Here is a 16,301-nt window from a genome sequence, read left to right on the forward strand (position 1 = left end):
ACGTCTCCTGCTCCCCGTTCCGGGTGCCGGTGGCGCGCTTCGAGGCCGGGCGGGCGAAGCTGCTGGAGGACTCCTTCGAGCTGCACCACTGAGCCGGTCGGGCCCCGTCGGGGCGGCCGGGCCGACGCCCGGGGCCGCACCGGCGGGCCGGGCCCGCGACCCCGCCTGGCGCACGACACGGCCGATGCCCGCGACGGGGCCGGTGCCACGACGGGGCCGATGCCCGCGAGGGGGCATCGGCCTCGTCGAGCCTCAGCCGCGGGGGCGGACGTTCAGGGACTCGATGACGGCATCCTCGCCCAGGCGCAGGGCCAGGCCCACCGTCGCGGCGACCGACTCCGGGCGCAGGTACTTCTCCACCTCGTAGGCGCCGCCCTCGAAGGAGCGCAGCTGGCGCTGCATGTCGGAGTCGACGCGGCCGGGATGGATGGAGACCACCCGCACGCCGTGGGGACGCTCCTCCTGGCGCAGCGCGTCGGTCAGGGCGCGCAGCGCGAACTTGGAGGCGGCGTAGGCCCCGCCGCCGGCCCCTGCCGTGTACCCGCTGCCGGAGTTGATGGTCACCACGGTGCCGCGGCGTGCCCGCAGCCCGGGCAGCAGCAGCCGCGTGAGCTCGGCGACGGCGGTGACGTTGGTGGCGAAGGAGCGCGCCCAGTCCTCGGGGGCGAAGTCCTCGACGGTCCCGGGGACGAGGATCCCGGCGCTGTGCACGACCCCGTCCAGCCCCGCAGCCAGTCCGAGCTCCTCGACGGCGCGGGCGACCTGCGCGGCGTCGGTGAGATCGGCGGCCAGCAGCAGCGGTGCGGCGCCGCCGGCTCCCTCCAGGGACGCGGCGAGCTCGGCGAGGGCCGATGCGTCGCGGCCGCCCAGCACCAGGTCATGATCGGCGGCGAGCTCCTCGGCGACGGCGCGGCCGATGCCCCGGGTGGCACCGGTGACGAGGACGAGCGGGCGGGAGGGGGCAGCAGGCGCAGGCGTGGTCATGCCTCCATCCTTCCACTGCCCCGGCCGAGGTGGGCCAGGGCCGCGACGACGTGGGCGCTGGTCATCGCCTCCAGCGTCGGTTCGATCACCGGGGCGAACAGCGGCGAGTGGTTCACCGGGAGCGAGGCGGCGCCGCCGTCCTCCCGCATCGCCGCGGCGAAGGCCTCCGGGTCCCCTCCCCCGACCAGCCAGTAGGCGTAGGGCACGCCCAGCGCATCGGGGATCACCGAGAAGTCCTCGGACGCGGTGACCTGGGGCATCGGCACGACCCGGTCCTCGCCGAAACGATCGCGGAAGGCCGCGGCCACCCGCTCGGCGGTCTCCGGGTCGTTGAGGGTGGGCGGCAGCTGGTGCTCGAGGACGATCTCGGGGTCGCGGGGCGCTCCGGAGGCCGCGCACTCGGCGCGGACCACCCGTTCGACCGCGGCGAGCACGCGGTCCCGCACCGCCGGGTCGAAGTGGCGCATGTTCACCTGCAGCTCCGCGCGGTCGGCGATGATGTTGGGCCGGGTGCCGGCGTGCAGCGCGCCGATGGTCAGGACGCTGAACTCCCCCGGGGCGACCTCGCGGGAGACCACGGTCTGCAGGCGCAGCACCACGCTCGCGGCGAGGACCACGGGGTCCACCGAGAGATGCGGCATGGAGCCGTGGGCGCCGCGGCCGTGCAGGGTGATGCGCAGGGAGTCGCTCTGCGACATCACCGGGCCGGGGCCCACCGCGATCATCCCGGCCGGCATCGGCATCACGTGCTGGCCCAGCGCCACGTCCGGGTGCGGGATCCGCTCGGCGAGGCCGTCCTCGACCATGGCCCGGGCGCCCTCGCCGGTCTCCTCGGCGGGCTGGAACAGGGCGATGTAGGTGCCGGACCAGGTCCCCGGGTGCGTGAGCAGCTGGCGCACGGCGCCCAGCAGCGCGGTCACATGGGTGTCGTGGCCGCAGGCGTGCATCACCCCCTCGACCTCCGAGGCGTACGGCAGTCCCGTCCGCTCCTGCACGGGCAGGCCGTCGATGTCGGCGCGGGCCAGCACCACGGGCCCGTCGCCGTTGGTCAGCACGGCGACCACCCCGGTCCCGCCGATCCGCATCGGCCGCGCCCCCAGCGCCTCGAGCTCCGCGGTGATGCGCTGCGCGGTGGCGGTCTCCTCGAGGCCCAGCTCGGGGTGACGGTGCAGGTCGGTGTACAGCTCGCGGCGCCAGTCGCGATGCTCGGACAGGTCGCGCAGAGCGGCGTCCACGGCCTCCGCAGCCGGCTCGCCGGCGGCGGGCGCGCCGGCCCCCGGGGACGACGAGGCAGGGTCGGGCTCGGGGACAGAGGCGGCAGCGGGCTCAGGCACGGACACGGTGGGGTTCCTTCCGACGACGTTCTCGGGGATGACACCGTACGCCTGCCGGATGAGCCCCTCCCCCGGGCCGCGGCGGCCGCGCGCCTGGCACGATGTGCCCGTGAGCATCGTCATCCCCGCCCGCCTGCTGCGCGCCGAGATCGTCGTCGTGCTGGCGCTGTCCCTGGGCCGCAGCGCCCTCTACGCGATCCTCGCGCTGGTGGAGGCGATGGCGCGGGGCCCGCTGGCCGAGCAGAGCGTGGCGCTGAACGCCTCCGCCTCCGAGATGCCCTGGGCCGATCTGGCGCGCCAGCTGCTGGGGATCGTCTTCACGCTCGCCCCGGTGGCGCTGGCCGTGCTGCTGCTCGCGCTCACCGCCGGGTCGGTCCGGGCGGCGCTGGCCGATCTGGGCCTGGACCTCGCCGCGCCGCTGCGCGATGCGCTGGCGGGCCTGGCCCTGGCCGCCGGCATCGGCCTGCCGGGACTGGCCGTCTACGCGGCGGGGCGGGCGATCGGCGCGACCGTCGAGGTCATCCCCGCGGCCCTCGCCGAGCACTGGTGGACGGTGCCCGTGCTGGTGCTGCAGGCGGTCAAGAACGCCGTGGTGGAGGAGGTGATCGCGGTGGGCTACCTGTCGCGCCGCCTGGAGGCGCTGGGCTGGGGGCCGGGGCGGATCATCCTCGCCTCGGCGCTGCTGCGCGGGGCCTACCACCTGTACCAGGGGATCGGCCCCGGCATCGCCAACGCCGTCATGGGCGTCGTGTTCGCCGCCTGGTTCCGGCGCACCGGCCGGACGATGCCGCTGGTCATCGCCCACACCCTGCTCGACGTCGTCGCCTTCGTCGGCTACGCCGTGCTGAAGGACGCGATCAGCCTCTGAGCATCCCACCGGGCGCGCACACGGCCCCCTCTCGCCCGGGCGGGGAGCCGCCTCTCACGGATGCGGGCTCACGGTGAGCGTCCGCCCGACGGACACGACATCGGACGGAGCGAGGGCAATGCCGATCCCCTCGGGCCGGGCCGTGAAGCCGGGGATGCCCGCGAGGCCGTAGCTGTGATCGACGATCCGGAGACGCACGGGGTCTGTGCTCGCGAGGCGCAGGGTCACCACGGCTCCCTCGGGGGGCGGGGCGTGGAGCTCGAGCCCGAACGCCCAGGTCGGCTGACCGGACGCCGAGAGGTCGGTGAGCGGAACCCCGGTGACCGTGGCCTCGAGGACCGGTCGGTCTGCGTACAGGGAGACGACCGGGGCGCCCCGCGGGGACCGCAGCAGCACCTCGAGGACGCGGTGGCCATCCTCCTCGCGGTCGTCGAGCACGATCACCTCCGGCACCTCGAGACGGGCGGGCTCCGCCGTGCCCGTGCGGATCGCACCGTCGGCGACCCACGGTGCCTGGGATCGGACCGCCGACGAGCCGGAGTCGGCGTCCGCGCCGCAGTCGACGTAACGGCAGGTCCAGTCCGAGGGCTGGCGATCGCGGCTGACCCAGGTCGCCGTCGAGGAGTCGGCGTCGAGGACGTAGTGCAGATGCGCCGGACGCGGATGATCGGCGTCGAACCGGTCGACCACGAGGCCCGCCCCGGTGAGGGATCCGCTCAGGACCAGCAGGACGGCGGTGAGCACCGTGCCCCGGCCGGCCATGATCCGGCGCCACCGGGGGCGATCCGAGGGGGCCGGCGTCCCCGTCCGCTCCGGGAAGGCGAGCTCGAGAACCGGCAGCAGCGGGAGCGCGAGCAGGGCCATCAGGAAGGCCACCATGGCACCGGCTGCGATGCCGCCGGAGGAGGCGAGCAGCTCCCAGACGAGCTGGGGCAGGAGGAACACGGTGAAGGCCGCGCCGAGGGTGATCGCGACGAGCCGGCCGCGCCACCCGGAGGGCGGCATCACCAAGGCCCCCGCGGTGCCGAGCGCCGCTCCGATCACCGGGATCACCAGCAGGAACGACGCACCGGGCGCGGCCCACGCGAGGATGACGCCGAGCAGGGCGGGCCACAGCAGCGCACCCTGGGCGAGCGCGAACGGACCGATGCGCTGCCGCAGGGCGGCGTACCACCCGACCAGCACCGAGGCCGTCAGGGCGATCACGGCGAGACGGTAGAGCTCGGCGCGGTACGGATCGCCCAGCACCAGGTCGGCATAGCCGGGTCGCAGCGCCAGGAGCGCCTGCCACAGTCCGAAGGCCGCCAGGGGCGCCAGCACCAGGGGCACGAGCGCCGCGCCGAAGCCCGCGATCATGCGCGGCATGGTGATGAGCCCGCGGCGACGAGCCATGGCGAGCACCGCCGCGATGCCGAGGAGGCCCAGGACGGCCAGCGGGAGCGCAGCATCGGCCGGATGCCGCACCACCGTGCCGAACGCCGTGAAGAACACGGAGTCATCGCACTGCGTCATGCGTTCTGATCGGAGGTCGGCCGCCCCGAATGTCCGGGCGAGGCTGAGCATGTTCGCACCGTGGTGCTGGAGGCTGGCCGGACTGAGGTTCGCGATGGAGTCCTGCGGTGTGTGGTAGTCGGTGCTGTCGCGGAAGAAGCCGGAGTTCATCCCGGCGAAGCCCGCGCCGGAGAACACCGTGAAGTCCGTGTTGTGCGAGGTCATCCCATAGAACGTCGCCGTGGCGGAGTCCGCGAACGGGTGGGGCACGGCGGTGTATGCATCGATCAGGCAGCTGCTTCCCGCGGACGTCTCGAACATCGTCGACGGGCCATGGCTGCCTCCGGCGTCGAAGTTGAGCACGATGCCGCCGTCGCGGGCGAGGGGGTGCTCGCGCACGAAGGCCTGCGCCCCGAGCAGGCCCGGCTCCTCGCCGTCGGTGAGCACGACGACGAGATCGTTGCGCAGGGCGGGGCCGGACTGCAGCGCGCGCACCGTCTCCAGGATCGAGACCACGGATGACCCGTTGTCGGATGCGCCCGGACTGTTCATCGTCGAGTCGTAGTGCGCCACCAGGAGCACGCGCCCCGTCGGGTCGGTCCCCGGGATCACCGCCACGATATTGTCGACCCGGCCCGCCAGCACGGAGCCGTCGTATCCCGAGCGCAGCGGCGACTGGACGGTGGCGGTCTGAACCTCCGGCTCGACACCCAGCTCTCGGAGCCTTTCGACGAGATCATCGCGAGCGCGCTCCCCCGCAGGAGTTCCGATCGGACGAGGCCGGGAGGCCAGCTCCGGTAGCTGCTCGGCGGCGCGCGCGGCGCTGAACTCCGTCGCCGGTGCCGAGGCCGATCTCGGCGGCGGAGGTGCCAGGTCGCCGGCGCTGATCACCCCGACCAGGACGAGGAGGAGGAGCGCCAGGACGCCCGCGCCCCCTCTGCCCGGGCCGCTGACGAGGGGCTGCTGCGGGATGCGCGGTCGTGCCGCGCCGGGGTTCTTTCCCATCACTCAACGCACGCTCCTCGGACCGACGACAGTCCACAGTGGAATATGGACAGCCTGGACCGTCCACAAGGGAATGTCAAGAGGTAGGATTGCCCGGGACGACGCGAGCACAGGAGGATTCGTGGCAGGGAGCCGCCCCAGCACGCCCCTCAACACCACCGCGGCATCGCTGCTCGGCCTGCTGCACCAGGGGCCCTCGAGCGGGTGGGACCTGATGGCCACGGCGGAATCCGAGATCGGGGCCTTCTGGACCCTCACCCGCAGTCAGGTCTACCGGGAGCTGAAGACCCTGTCGGAGCGCGGGCTGATCGACGCCGGACCGGCGGGAGCTCGCGACCGCCGCCCCTACTCCCTCACCGATGCGGGACGCGCCGCCTTCCAGGAATGGTTGGCGACCGATCCCGGCCCGGAGGTCATCCGCTATCCGCTGCTGCTCCGGCTGCGATTCGGACGGTTCCTCGCCCCGGAAGCCGTCGCGGGGATGCTCGACGAGGCACGGGTGAGGCACGCCGCGGTGCGCGAGCAGTACCTGGCCGAACGGGACGCCGCCGAACGGGCGAGAGCCCAGGGCGTCGAGATCCCCGGGGTCGACGACTTCACGCTCGCCGTGCTCGACCTCGGCATCCGCTACGAGCAGTCCGTCATCGACTGGATCGACGACCTGCCCCGGCACCTCGTGGAGGGGCGGCCCGGTCCGGAGGCCGAACCGTCCCCGTAGCCGCCCGGCCTGCGTCCCCCGCCGAACAGGCGAGCCGGCCACGGCGCGGACGCCCGATCACAGGACGTAGGGCTCGCCCTCGCCGTCGGAGACCATCGGCAGCCCGGACTCGAACCAGATGTCCATGCCGCCGGCGACGTTGATCGCGTCGTAGCCGTTCTGGTTCAGCCACTGGGAGACCTGCGCGCTGCGCCCGCCGCTGCGGCAGACGATGTACAGGTCCCCGTCCTCGGGCAGCTTGTCGAGGTTCTCCAGGAGGGTGCTGGCGGCGAGGTGCTGGGCGGTCGGGGCATGCCCGGCGTCCCACTCGGACTGCTCGCGCACGTCGATGAGGTGGGCGCCCTCGGGCACCTCGGCCGGGGCCACGGATTCGAAGTTCATGCATCCAGCGTAGCGACCGGACCGGCACCACGGGACGTGCCCGCTGCCGCGTCGATGCACCGGCACCGCGGGACGGGCCCGCCGCGGCGTCGACGCACCGGCCGAGGATCCACGGGACCAATACGGGGACACAGCGCCATATACCGCCTGTGTCCCCGTATTGGTCCCGCGAACCCCTCGTTGGTCCCGCGGCCCCCTCGCCCCGGGCTCCCCGTCCGGTCAGGCCTCGCTGCGCGCGACCCGGGACACGAGCGGGACGCTGACCAGGACGCTCACGGCGACCAGGCCCAGGGCCACCAGGGCGCTCAGCAGGTACTGGACCAGCGGGCCCAGGATCGCCGCCCCGCCCAGGACCGGCATGATCAGCCCCGCGGCGCTCACCCCCGCGATGATCGCGGCGATCGCGAGCGGCAGCCCGATCTCGGCCATCCGCGCCCGCTGCAGCGCCGCGATCGGCGCGCCGGAGACGTGCTGGGAGCGGTAGACGCTCGCCTGGTCCAGGACGCGGGCGGTCTGGGTGACGCCGGTGGACACCGCGGCGAGCACTGCGGCGATGCCGAGGGTGAGATAGCCGCCGGTGTTCAGCGCCGTCATGAGCGCCGCCTCCGCCGGGTCGGTGGAGCGGCCGAAGATCGTCAGCAGGGTCAGGAATCCGGCGATCACGAGGCCGAAGGTCACCCCGGAGACGCTGCGCCAGCCTGCGCGGGGGTCCGCGGCCAGGCGCCGCGCCCCCACCAGCAGCGCCGGGCGGGGCGCCACGGCGGCGAGGATCCGCGCGGCGAGCCACACTACGAACGGACCGACCAGGTTCACGCTGCCCACGAGGACCGCCATGAAGACGGCGAGCACGACGGTGGTCACCAGCAGCGGGTCGTCCGCCGTGCCGGCCAGCTGGGGCACGATCTGGAAGGCGGCGCCGAAGCCGATCACGAGCAGCACCCAGACGGCCAGGCGGATCACCGACATGCGCACGATCCGGGAGTCCCGGGCGACGCCGAGCGGTGAGATGACCACGCCCAGCAGACCGAGCGCCGCGGAGAACGCCGACAGCAGCGCGACGGCGAGGACGAGCACCGGGTACCCCCAGACCGGGAGCATGAGCTCGCCGATCGTGAAGGGCGCCAGGCCGAAGTCGAGACCGGTCAGGGCCGGGGTCACCGCGAGGTGCAGGCCGATGCCGGCGAGGGAGCCGATCAGCGCCTGCAGGACGACGTCGAGCACGGCGATGGTGCCGATCTGCGCGGACGTCCCGCCCACCAGGCGCATCGAGGCGAGGTCGCGCTCGCGACGGCTGAGCGACAGCTTCGCGGCCGCGCTGCCGAGGCCCATGGCGCTCGGGACGAGCAGGGCCGTCGCGACCGCGGCGCAGGTCAGCAGGAACGGCAGGTTCGCGCGGGGATCGGAGAAGTCCACGCCCTCCGGGACGACGGCGGCCCTCCCCAGGAATGCCGTGAGGCCGCCGAGGACGGTCGCGAGGATCGCGGTGGAGGCGGCGAAGCCGATGATCGGGAGGATCCCGGCGATCCCTCCGCGGCGGCGCAGGACGAGGGGGGCGACGTTCAGGAGAGTCATCGGACCTGTCCCTCCGCGGCGCTCCGGCGGCGGAACTGCTGCTCGATGCGCCCGTCGCGCATGGCGATGGTGCGCTCGCACACCGCGGCGACCGCCGGGTCGTGGGTGACCATCACGAGGCTCGCCCCGGCCTCGCGGCTCGCCTCGGTGAGGACCTCGAGGACGGCGTGGCCGGTGGCCTGGTCCAGGGCGCCGGTCGGCTCGTCGGCGAAGACGACGGTGGGCCGGCCGGCGAGCGCCCGCGCGATCGCGACGCGCTGCGCCTGCCCGCCGGAGAGCTGCCCGGGACGGCGGTCGTGCAGGCCCGCGAGCCCCAGCCGGTCCAGCCAGCCGCGGGCATCGGCGGTCGCGGTGCGCCGCGAGGACCCGGCGAGCATGCGCGGCAGGATCACGTTCTCCAGCGCGGTCAGCTCCGGCAGCAGCTGGCCGTCCTGGAAGACGAAGCCGAAGGCGCTGCGGCGCAGGCGGGTCCGTGCCGCGTCGGACAGGTCCTGCAGCGGCTGTCCCCCGTGGTGGACGGTGCCGTCGGTCGGGGCGATGATGCCGGCGAGCACGTGCAGCAGCGTCGTCTTGCCGCAGCCGGAGGGGCCCATGACGGCGAGCGACTCGGCGACCTGGATGTCGAGGTCGATCCCGTTCAGGGCGGGGGTCGCGCTCGCGGACTTCCCGTAGGTGTGGCGCAGGCGGCGGGCCTGCAGGACCGGCGGCGGTCCGGCCGGGAGGGGCTGCGGCTGCGGGGCGGGGCCCGCGACCGGCGGGACGGGCAGCGCGGGGGCGCTCTGCGGGACGGCGGAGGGATGCGTCGTGTTCATGGCTCCACGATCCCGCCGCCGCCCCGGGACGCGCATCGGCCCCGGGATCGAACTCCCGGGGCCGGCGTCAGACCGTGGGGGGACGGCGCCGTGCGACCGGCGACCGCCCGCGGATCACCCGAAGCGGCCGGAGATGTAGTCCTCGGTCTGCTTGTTCTCGGGGTTGGTGAACATCTTCTCGGTCTCGTCGATCTCGATGAGATGCCCGGGCTTGCCGGTGCCGGCGATGTTGAAGAAGCCGGTGCGGTCGGACACGCGCGAGGCCTGCTGCATGTTGTGGGTGACGATGACGATGGTGAAGTCCTGCTTCATCTCGTGGATGAGGTCCTCGATCGCCAGGGTCGAGATCGGGTCCAGCGCGGAGCACGGCTCATCCATGAGGATGACCTCGGGCTTGACGGCGATGGCGCGGGCGATGCACAGACGCTGCTGCTGGCCGCCGGACAGGCCCATGCCGGGCTTGTCGAGGCGGTCCTTGACCTCCTCCCAGAGGTTCGCGCCGCGCAGGGAGCTCTCCACGAGCTCATCGGCCGTGGACCGGGAGATGCGCTGGTTGTTGAGCTTCACGCCCGCGAGCACGTTGTCGCGGATGGACATGGTCGGGAAGGGGTTCGGCTTCTGGAAGACCATGCCCACCCGGCGGCGGACGTTGACGGGGTCCACGCCGCTGCCGTAGATGTTCGCGCCCTCGATCTCGACCGAGCCGGTGGCGTATGCCCCGGGGATGACCTCGTGCATGCGGTTCAGGGTGCGCAGGAAGGTGGACTTCCCGCAGCCCGAGGGGCCGATGAGCGCGGTCACCGAGCGGGGCTGGATCGTCACGTTGACGTTCTCCACGGCGAGGAACTCGCTGTAGTAGATGTTCAGATCCTCGACGTTGATGGCCTGGGCCATGGAGATTCCTTTCGATGCGGCCGGCGGGAGCGGCTCAGCGGCCGAGCTTCGGCGAGAAGTAGTAGCTGACCAGGCGGGCGATGACGTTCAGGAGCATGACGATGAGGATCAGGGTGAGCGCTGCGGCCCACGCCCGGTCGTAGTTGATCGTCGTCGAGCACGCGTAGTCGATCTGCGTGATCGGGTTCGTCATGACGTCGGAGTTGCACACGGCGTTGCCCGAACGGTACTGGCTGTTGATGAACGTCGGCAGGGTCTGCATGCGGCCCTCGAACAGGTTGGCGTTCATCAGAGGCAGGGCGCCGACCGTCAGCAGCAGCGGGGCCGTCTCGCCGATCACGCGGGCGATGGCGAGGGTGACCGAGGTCGTCAGGCCGGCGATCGCGGTCCGCAGCACCACCCGGACGATGGTCAGCCACTTGGGCACGCCCAGGCCGTAGGCGGCCTCGCGCAGCTCCATCGGCACCAGGCGGAGCATCTCCTCGCTGGAGCGCACCACGGTCGGGATCATGAGAACGGACAGGGCCACCGATCCCATCAGGCCGATGCGGATGCCCGGATCGTTGGTGATGGTGATGAACAGCGCCAGGCCGAACAGGCCCGCGACGATCGAGGGGATGCCGGTCATCACGTCCACCAGGAAGGTGACGCCGCGGCCCAGCACCTTCAGCGCGCCGTAGCGGGCGTACTCGACGAGGAAGATCGAGGTGAACAGGCCGATCGGCACGGAGATCAGGGAGGCGCCCAGGGTGATCAGCAGCGTTCCCACGATCGCATGGGAGATGCCGCCGGTGTCCATGCCGCCGATCACGCCGGCCATGTCCATGGTCCAGAACTGCAGCGGGATCGGGCCGATGATGCGGACGATGCCGCGGTGCAGCACCTCCCACAGCAGCGAGATCAGCGGGATCATCGCCACGGCGAAGGCGCCGTACACGAGCATCGTCACCAGGCGGTCGGCGGCCCAGCGGCGGCCCTCGCGGACCCGCGAGTAGAGATAGCCGATCACGAGGTGCAGGCCGTAGCCCAGCACGAGGACGCCGCCGATGCTCACCGACCCGAACAAGGCCAGGACCAGCACGGCCAGGAGGACGGCGGCGAGGGCGGTCAGCAGCATGTGCCAGCCCGGGAGCCGGTTCTCGGCGGTCGCCGAGCCGGTCAGCAGCTCCGAGTGCGTGGGCTTGGAGGTGGTCGTGGTGCTCATGGTTCCCTCTCAGCCCTGGGTGCTGCGCGCCACGACGGCGCGGGCGATCGCATTGATGACGAAGGTGATCACGAACAGCACGAGCCCGGTGAAGATCAGGCGGGCCATGACGTCCGGGGTGGCCTCGGCGCTCTGGGAGGCGATGTTGGCGGCGATCGAGTTGTGCCGGCCCACCTCGAGGATGTGCAGCGAGAACGAGGAGCCGGGCGAGAGCACCATGAGCACGGCCATGGTCTCGCCGAGCGCGCGGCCCAGGCCCAGCATCGAGGCGGAGACCACGCCCGAGCGGCCGAAGGGCAGCACCACGGTCCGGATGGTCTCGAAGCGGGTGGCGCCGAGGGCGAGGGCCGCCTCCTCCTGCAGCCGCGGGGTCTGCAGGAAGACCTCCCGCGACACGGCGGTGATGATCGGCAGGATCATCACCGCGAGGACCACGGAGGCGGTGGCGAGGTTGCGCATCGGGGCGCTGGGCTCCCCGCCGAACAGCGGGATCCACCCGAGATACGTGTTCAGCCACATGTACAGCGGCTCCAGGCGCGGCACCAGCCAGACGCCGCCCCACAAACCGAAGACCACCGAGGGGACCGCGGCGAGCAGGTCGATCATGAAGCCCAGCGGCGTGGCCAGGCGCCGCGGCGCGAAGTGCGAGATGAACAGCGCGATGCCGACGGCCACCGGGACCGCCATGATCAGCGCGAGCACCGCCGCGAACACGGTGCCGAACACCAGCGGGGCGGTGTACTCGAGGAGGGAGACGGCGTCCGCATCGCCGGTGACCTCGCGGCTGGACTGGATCGCCGGGAGGGAGCGGATCGTCAGGAAGACGGCGACGAGCAGCAGGGTGAGGAAGATCAGAAGGCCGGAGCCGATGCTCAGCCCGCTGAAGATCAGGTCACCGGGCCGCTTCGCGGTCCGAGCCTTCGTCTCGGGGGGATCGGACTGCTTCTGCGGCGTGGGGGTGGCCGCGGCGGACGTGCTCACGAACAGCCTTCCTGAGGTGGGGACGAGGAACCCGGTGCGCCGGGTGGCACGGCGCACCGGGTGCTCAGGGGCTCCGCCCCCGGCCTCCGGTGCGCCGTGATGCGGCGGTGCGTCAGGCCGCGGCCTTGATCGACTCGATCGCGGCGGTCGCGTCGGTGGACAGGCCCTCGGTCAGCGGGGCGCTGCCGGCGGCCTGCGCGGAGGCCTCCTGGCCCTCGGGGGACACGACGTAGCCGGCGTAGGCCTTCACCAGGTCCGCGGTCTCCTGATCAGCATAGGTGTCGCACAGGACCAGGTAGGAGACGAGCACGATCGGGTAGGCGCTCGGGTCGTCGATCGTACGGTCCAGCTCCATCACGATGTCGTGCTCGGAGCGGCCCTCGGCGCGCGGGGAGAGCTCGACGGCCTTGGCGGCGGCCTCGGGGCTGTACTCGATGTACTCCTCGCCCACCTTCACCTTGGCGATGCCGAGGTTGCCGGCCTTGGAGGCGTCGGCGTAGCCGATGGTGCCGTTGCCGCCCTCGACGACGGAGACGAGGCCGGAGGTGCCGTCGCCGGACTGGCCGCCCTCGATGGGCCACTCGTCGACCTCGCCGTGGGTCCAGACGTCGCCCGCGGTCTCGGACAGGTAGGAGGTGAAGTTCTCGGTCGTGCCGGAGCCGTCCGAACGATGCACGGGCGTGATGGCGAGATCCGGCAGCGTCGCCTCGGGGTTGTCCGCGACGATGGCCGGATCGTTCCACTTCGTGATGGTGCCGGCGAAGATGCCCGCGATCGTCGGGGCGGACAGCTGCAGATCCTCGACGCCCTCGAGGTTGAACACGACCGCGATCGGGGAGATGTAGACGGGCAGGTCGAAGGCGGTTCCGCCCTGGCAGGCCTCGGCCGACTGCGCCAGCTCGTCCTCGGTGAGCGCGGCGTCGGAGCCGGCGAACTGCACGCCGCCGGCGAGGAACTGCTCGCGGCCCGCGCTGGAGCCGACGGAGTCGTAGGTGACCTGGGCCTCGGGGTTCAGGGCGATGAAGTTCTGGGTCCAGGCGCCCTGGGCGGACTCCGCGGAGGAGGCGCCGGCGCCGGCGAGCTGGCCCGAGGCCGCGCCCGGCTGCGCACCGCCGGCGTCGGAGCCGCCGTCGGCCGAGGGGCTGCCGCCGCCGCAGGCGGACAGGGCCAGGGCGCCGGTGAGGCCGAGGGCGGCGAGCGCGACGAGCTTGTTCTTGCGAGCGTTCACAGCTGGTCCTTTCGGGGGGCCTTGGCCCACCAAGGTCATGGGGTCTTTTGACGTCCGTCCTCGAAACTAGGGAGTCGAGATGACACACCGCCGCCCCCGATGTGAACGCCAGGTGAACACCCCATCCCGACTGGCATCTCCGCAGGTCAGGCTCACATTACAGGTTCGTCACACCCGCGGTCACGATGCGGTCACGATGCGGTCACGACGCGCCCGGGGTGCCCGTCGGGGGCGCCGGGGCGGCGCGGGGACCGGCCTGCTCACGAGGTGCCGACCGCCCAGACGCCGACGACCACGTAGAGCAGGATCCACAGGACCACGAAGATCAGGTACAGGGTGCCGAGGATGCCGGTGACCAGCCCTGCGATCGCGAGCCCGCGGCCTCCCTGCGTGCCGTCCGCCGTCGCCTTCATGCCCATCACCGCGAGCACGACGGCGACGGGACCGGCCAGGGGCAGGCAGGTCAGGGAGAGGATCCCGAGGATCATCGCGGCCGTGGCGGAGCCGCTGCTGGGCGGGGCGACGTAGTACTGCGGCTGCGCCGGACCCCCGTAGGGCAGGGCGCCGGAGCCGAACTCCGGGCCGGTGTAGCCGGGGGCCGCCGTCGCCGCGCTGCTCGCATAGGGGTCCGGGGCCGCGGCGGCCGACGCGGACGAGCCGGCCGATCCGAGCTCGTCCGAGGGGACGCCGTACGGATCCGTGCCGGGGCTCCCGTAGCCGCCCGCCCCGCCGTAGGTCCCGGCGTACGGATCCGAGGGCCCTGAAGCGCTGTACCGTCCGTAGCCGTCCGAGTCCGTCATCCCCGCTCCTTGCGTGCTGTCGGCGCGGCGCGTTCCGCACCCCGGTGGACCGGAGCGCCCCACCCCGCGGCGATCCGGCTGCGGCCGAGCGGCCGCACGGGCATGCTACGCGGTGCGGCGATCGCGCCGCTCCCCCGGCTCGTCCGCGCCGCCCCCGGCTCGTCCGGGGCGCTCACCGGATGTTCGGGAGGTGCCTCTCGATGGCGACGATCCGGGCATCGGCCGTGCAGTGCAGGATCAGCGCCTCCCCGGCGGCGAGATACGGGTTCGCCCGGGGCAGCTCGAGGGCGACGTCCTGCAGGGCGAGGTCCCGCGCGGCGGCGATCACGGTGGGCAGCACGGGGCGGTGGGTGCACACCACGGTGGGCTGGGCCTCCTGCAGCACCCGGTCCATCACCGCCCGGGTGCGCGAGGGATGGTCGGCGTGCCCGGCCTCGGTGAGCTCGGGCTTCTCGACGATGTCCATGCCGCCGAGCTTCGCGAAGGGCTCCACCGTGTCCCGGCAGCGCTTCCACGGGCTGGTGACCACGCGGCCGGGGTCGAAGGCGTCGATCACCGGGGGCAGGGCCTTGGCCTGCTGCTTCCCCTTGCTGTTCAGGGGCCGGGACTTCTCGCCCTTGCGCCATTTGGCCCGGGACAGCGCCGCGGCATGGCGCTGGATCACGATCGGGACCGTCACCAGCTCGTCGCGGCTGCGATAGCGCTGCAGCGCCTCCAGCTGCACGTGGTCCCCGCGCCGGGTGGTCAGCGCCATCGCCTCGTCCAGCGGCACCCAGCGGGTCTCGTCGATCTCGCGGCGGTCCTCGGGGCCGGGCCCGGAGCGCGCCCGCACCGTGGCCGCCCAGTACTGCACGATCTTGGTGCGCCCGTCCGGCAGCAGGTAGACGGAGGCGGGCAGCGGCCGATGCAGCCGCACGCGGTATCCGGTCTCCTCGGCGACCTCGCGCACCGCGGCGGCGGGGAACGTCTCCCCGCGGTCGAGCTTGCCCTTGGGGATGGACCAGTCGTCGTAGCGCGGCCGGTGCACGAGCAGCACGTCGATGCCGCCGCGCTTCTCGCGCCACACCAGGGCGCCCGCGGCGAGGACGGGGGCCGGGCTCCCGGAGGCCGCCAGCACGCTCACGCCTCCTGCGCGCGGCGCAGCTGCACGTCGCGGCCGATGGTGCTGAAGCCCAGGCGCCGGTACACGCTGAGCGCGGGGGCGTTGTCCCCCTCGACGTAGAGCACGGCGCGACGGCAGCCGGCACGGGCCAGATGGTCGAGGGCCCGGACCATGAGCAGCCGGGCGACGCCGCGGCCCTGCGCGACCGGGGCGGTGCCGACGACGTAGATCTCGCCGTCCTCGGCGGCCTCGCCCTCCCGCTTGGTCCACACGAAGCCGACGAGCTCGCCGCGGTGGCGGGCCAGGAAGAATCCCTCCGGGTCGAACCATGGCTGGGCGGCGCGCTCGCGCAGGTCCGCGAGGGTCATCCGCCCCTGCTCGGGGTGGGAGGCGAAGGCCACGGCGTTCAGCGCCACCCACTCTTCACCATCCCGGTCCAGGTCGAAGCCGGTGATCTCGAGCGGCTGCAGGGAGGACTCGGCGGCCGGGAGCGCCGCCCCGGGAAGGGGACGCCCGAGGGTGAGCAGCGTCCTGCGGGGGGTGTACCCGGCGCCCTCGAGCAGGGCGAGCGCGCCGGCGAGCGCGCCGTGCGCCCAGACGGCCGCATCGGGCCGGAGCGCGGTGACCTCGGCGAGCAGCCGGCGGCCGATGCCGCGGCGCCGGTGCGCGGGATCGACCATCCCCTGCACGGTGCCGTCGGCGAGCACGCTGGCATAGCCCAGCACAGCGCCGGGGTCCTCTGCCTCGGCGCCCTCGGCGGGGACCAGCAGGTGGCGCGGGCCGGCGGAGGGGTCGGCGGGGGCGGCGGCCAGGGCGAGGCGGGCGGCCTCGTCCAGGGGGCTCACGCCGTCGGCCTGGGCGCAGGCGTCCAGCAGACGCCCGATCCCGCGCCGAGCGGCAGGAGTCAGCCGGTCCGTGGTGATCATC

15 protein-coding genes are annotated in these 16,301 nt (G+C 73.1%); 2 read left to right on the forward strand and 13 right to left on the reverse strand.

Annotated features, from left to right (window positions below; translation table 11 throughout):
- Positions 1 to 252: 252 nt before the first annotated feature.
- Together ABD234_RS16330 and ABD234_RS16335 are read right to left on the reverse strand one after the other, a co-directional pair.
- Positions 253 to 984: an SDR family oxidoreductase gene (locus ABD234_RS16330; RefSeq protein ID WP_344358505.1), complete on the reverse strand. Its 732-nt coding sequence runs from the start codon at positions 982 to 984 to the stop codon at positions 253 to 255.
- The gene (locus tag ABD234_RS16335; RefSeq protein WP_344358507.1) at positions 981 to 2,318 is read right to left on the reverse strand and encodes an amidohydrolase; all 1,338 of its coding nucleotides are present in this window, start codon (positions 2,316 to 2,318) and stop codon (positions 981 to 983) included. The genes ABD234_RS16330 and ABD234_RS16335 overlap by 4 nt, the downstream gene beginning before the upstream one ends.
- A gap of 115 nt (positions 2,319 to 2,433) precedes the next feature.
- Between ABD234_RS16335 and ABD234_RS16340 the strand changes: the two genes are divergently transcribed.
- The gene (locus tag ABD234_RS16340) at positions 2,434 to 3,186 is read left to right on the forward strand and encodes a CPBP family intramembrane glutamic endopeptidase (RefSeq protein ID WP_425546802.1); all 753 of its coding nucleotides are present in this window, start codon (positions 2,434 to 2,436) and stop codon (positions 3,184 to 3,186) included.
- Between the two features lie 54 nt (positions 3,187 to 3,240).
- On the opposite strand, the gene ABD234_RS16345 is transcribed toward ABD234_RS16340, so the two are convergent.
- A complete protein-coding gene (locus ABD234_RS16345; protein WP_344358512.1) occupies positions 3,241 to 5,682 on the reverse strand; it encodes a M28 family peptidase in 2,442 nt (813 codons plus the stop codon).
- Positions 5,683 to 5,803: 121 nt separating this feature from the next.
- On the opposite strand from ABD234_RS16345, the gene ABD234_RS16350 reads away from it, so the two are divergent.
- Positions 5,804 to 6,400 carry a PadR family transcriptional regulator gene (locus tag ABD234_RS16350; protein ID WP_344358514.1) on the forward strand — a complete coding sequence of 199 codons (597 nt, stop codon included), beginning with the start codon at positions 5,804 to 5,806 and terminating at the stop codon, positions 6,398 to 6,400.
- A gap of 57 nt (positions 6,401 to 6,457) precedes the next feature.
- On the opposite strand, the gene ABD234_RS16355 is transcribed toward ABD234_RS16350, so the two are convergent.
- The 10 genes from ABD234_RS16355 to mshD all read right to left on the reverse strand — a co-directional run bounded on the left by ABD234_RS16355 (position 6,458) and on the right by mshD (position 16,300).
- On the reverse strand, positions 6,458 to 6,781 hold the full coding sequence (locus ABD234_RS16355; protein WP_344358517.1) for a rhodanese-like domain-containing protein: 324 nt from the start codon (positions 6,779 to 6,781) through the stop codon (positions 6,458 to 6,460).
- Positions 6,782 to 7,000: 219 nt separating this feature from the next.
- Positions 7,001 to 8,353: an FtsX-like permease family protein gene (locus ABD234_RS16360; protein WP_344358520.1), complete on the reverse strand. Its 1,353-nt coding sequence runs from the start codon at positions 8,351 to 8,353 to the stop codon at positions 7,001 to 7,003.
- Positions 8,350 to 9,165, reverse strand: a complete 816-nt coding sequence (locus ABD234_RS16365; protein ID WP_344358522.1) for an ABC transporter ATP-binding protein — start codon at positions 9,163 to 9,165, stop codon at positions 8,350 to 8,352. The genes ABD234_RS16360 and ABD234_RS16365 overlap by 4 nt, the downstream gene beginning before the upstream one ends.
- Before the next feature lie 114 nt (positions 9,166 to 9,279).
- Positions 9,280 to 10,059 (reverse strand): phosphate ABC transporter ATP-binding protein PstB, encoded by a 780-nt coding sequence (gene pstB / locus ABD234_RS16370; protein ID WP_038373665.1) that lies wholly within the window; start codon positions 10,057 to 10,059, stop codon positions 9,280 to 9,282.
- Between the two features lie 34 nt (positions 10,060 to 10,093).
- Positions 10,094 to 11,263 (reverse strand): phosphate ABC transporter permease PstA, encoded by a 1,170-nt coding sequence (pstA, locus tag ABD234_RS16375; RefSeq protein WP_344358525.1) that lies wholly within the window; start codon positions 11,261 to 11,263, stop codon positions 10,094 to 10,096.
- A gap of 9 nt (positions 11,264 to 11,272) precedes the next feature.
- The gene (pstC, locus tag ABD234_RS16380; RefSeq protein ID WP_344358528.1) at positions 11,273 to 12,244 is read right to left on the reverse strand and encodes a phosphate ABC transporter permease subunit PstC; all 972 of its coding nucleotides are present in this window, start codon (positions 12,242 to 12,244) and stop codon (positions 11,273 to 11,275) included.
- A 112-nt stretch (positions 12,245 to 12,356) separates the two neighbouring features.
- Positions 12,357 to 13,472, reverse strand: a complete 1,116-nt coding sequence (gene pstS, locus ABD234_RS16385) for a phosphate ABC transporter substrate-binding protein PstS (protein WP_344358531.1) — start codon at positions 13,470 to 13,472, stop codon at positions 12,357 to 12,359.
- A 260-nt stretch (positions 13,473 to 13,732) separates the two neighbouring features.
- Entirely contained in the window at positions 13,733 to 14,272 is a 540-nt protein-coding gene (locus tag ABD234_RS16390) for a DUF4190 domain-containing protein (RefSeq protein WP_344358534.1), read from the reverse strand.
- Between the two features lie 172 nt (positions 14,273 to 14,444).
- Positions 14,445 to 15,395 (reverse strand): NUDIX hydrolase, encoded by a 951-nt coding sequence (locus ABD234_RS16395; RefSeq protein WP_344358537.1) that lies wholly within the window; start codon positions 15,393 to 15,395, stop codon positions 14,445 to 14,447.
- Complete coding sequence (gene mshD, locus ABD234_RS16400; protein ID WP_344358539.1) at positions 15,392 to 16,300, reverse strand: mycothiol synthase; 909 nt, start codon at positions 16,298 to 16,300, stop codon at positions 15,392 to 15,394. Before mshD ends, ABD234_RS16395 begins: the two co-directional genes overlap by 4 nt.
- Position 16,301 lies beyond the last annotated feature (1 nt).

The organism is Brachybacterium phenoliresistens (assembly GCF_039530785.1).
Classification (GTDB): domain Bacteria; phylum Actinomycetota; class Actinomycetes; order Actinomycetales; family Dermabacteraceae; genus Brachybacterium; species Brachybacterium phenoliresistens.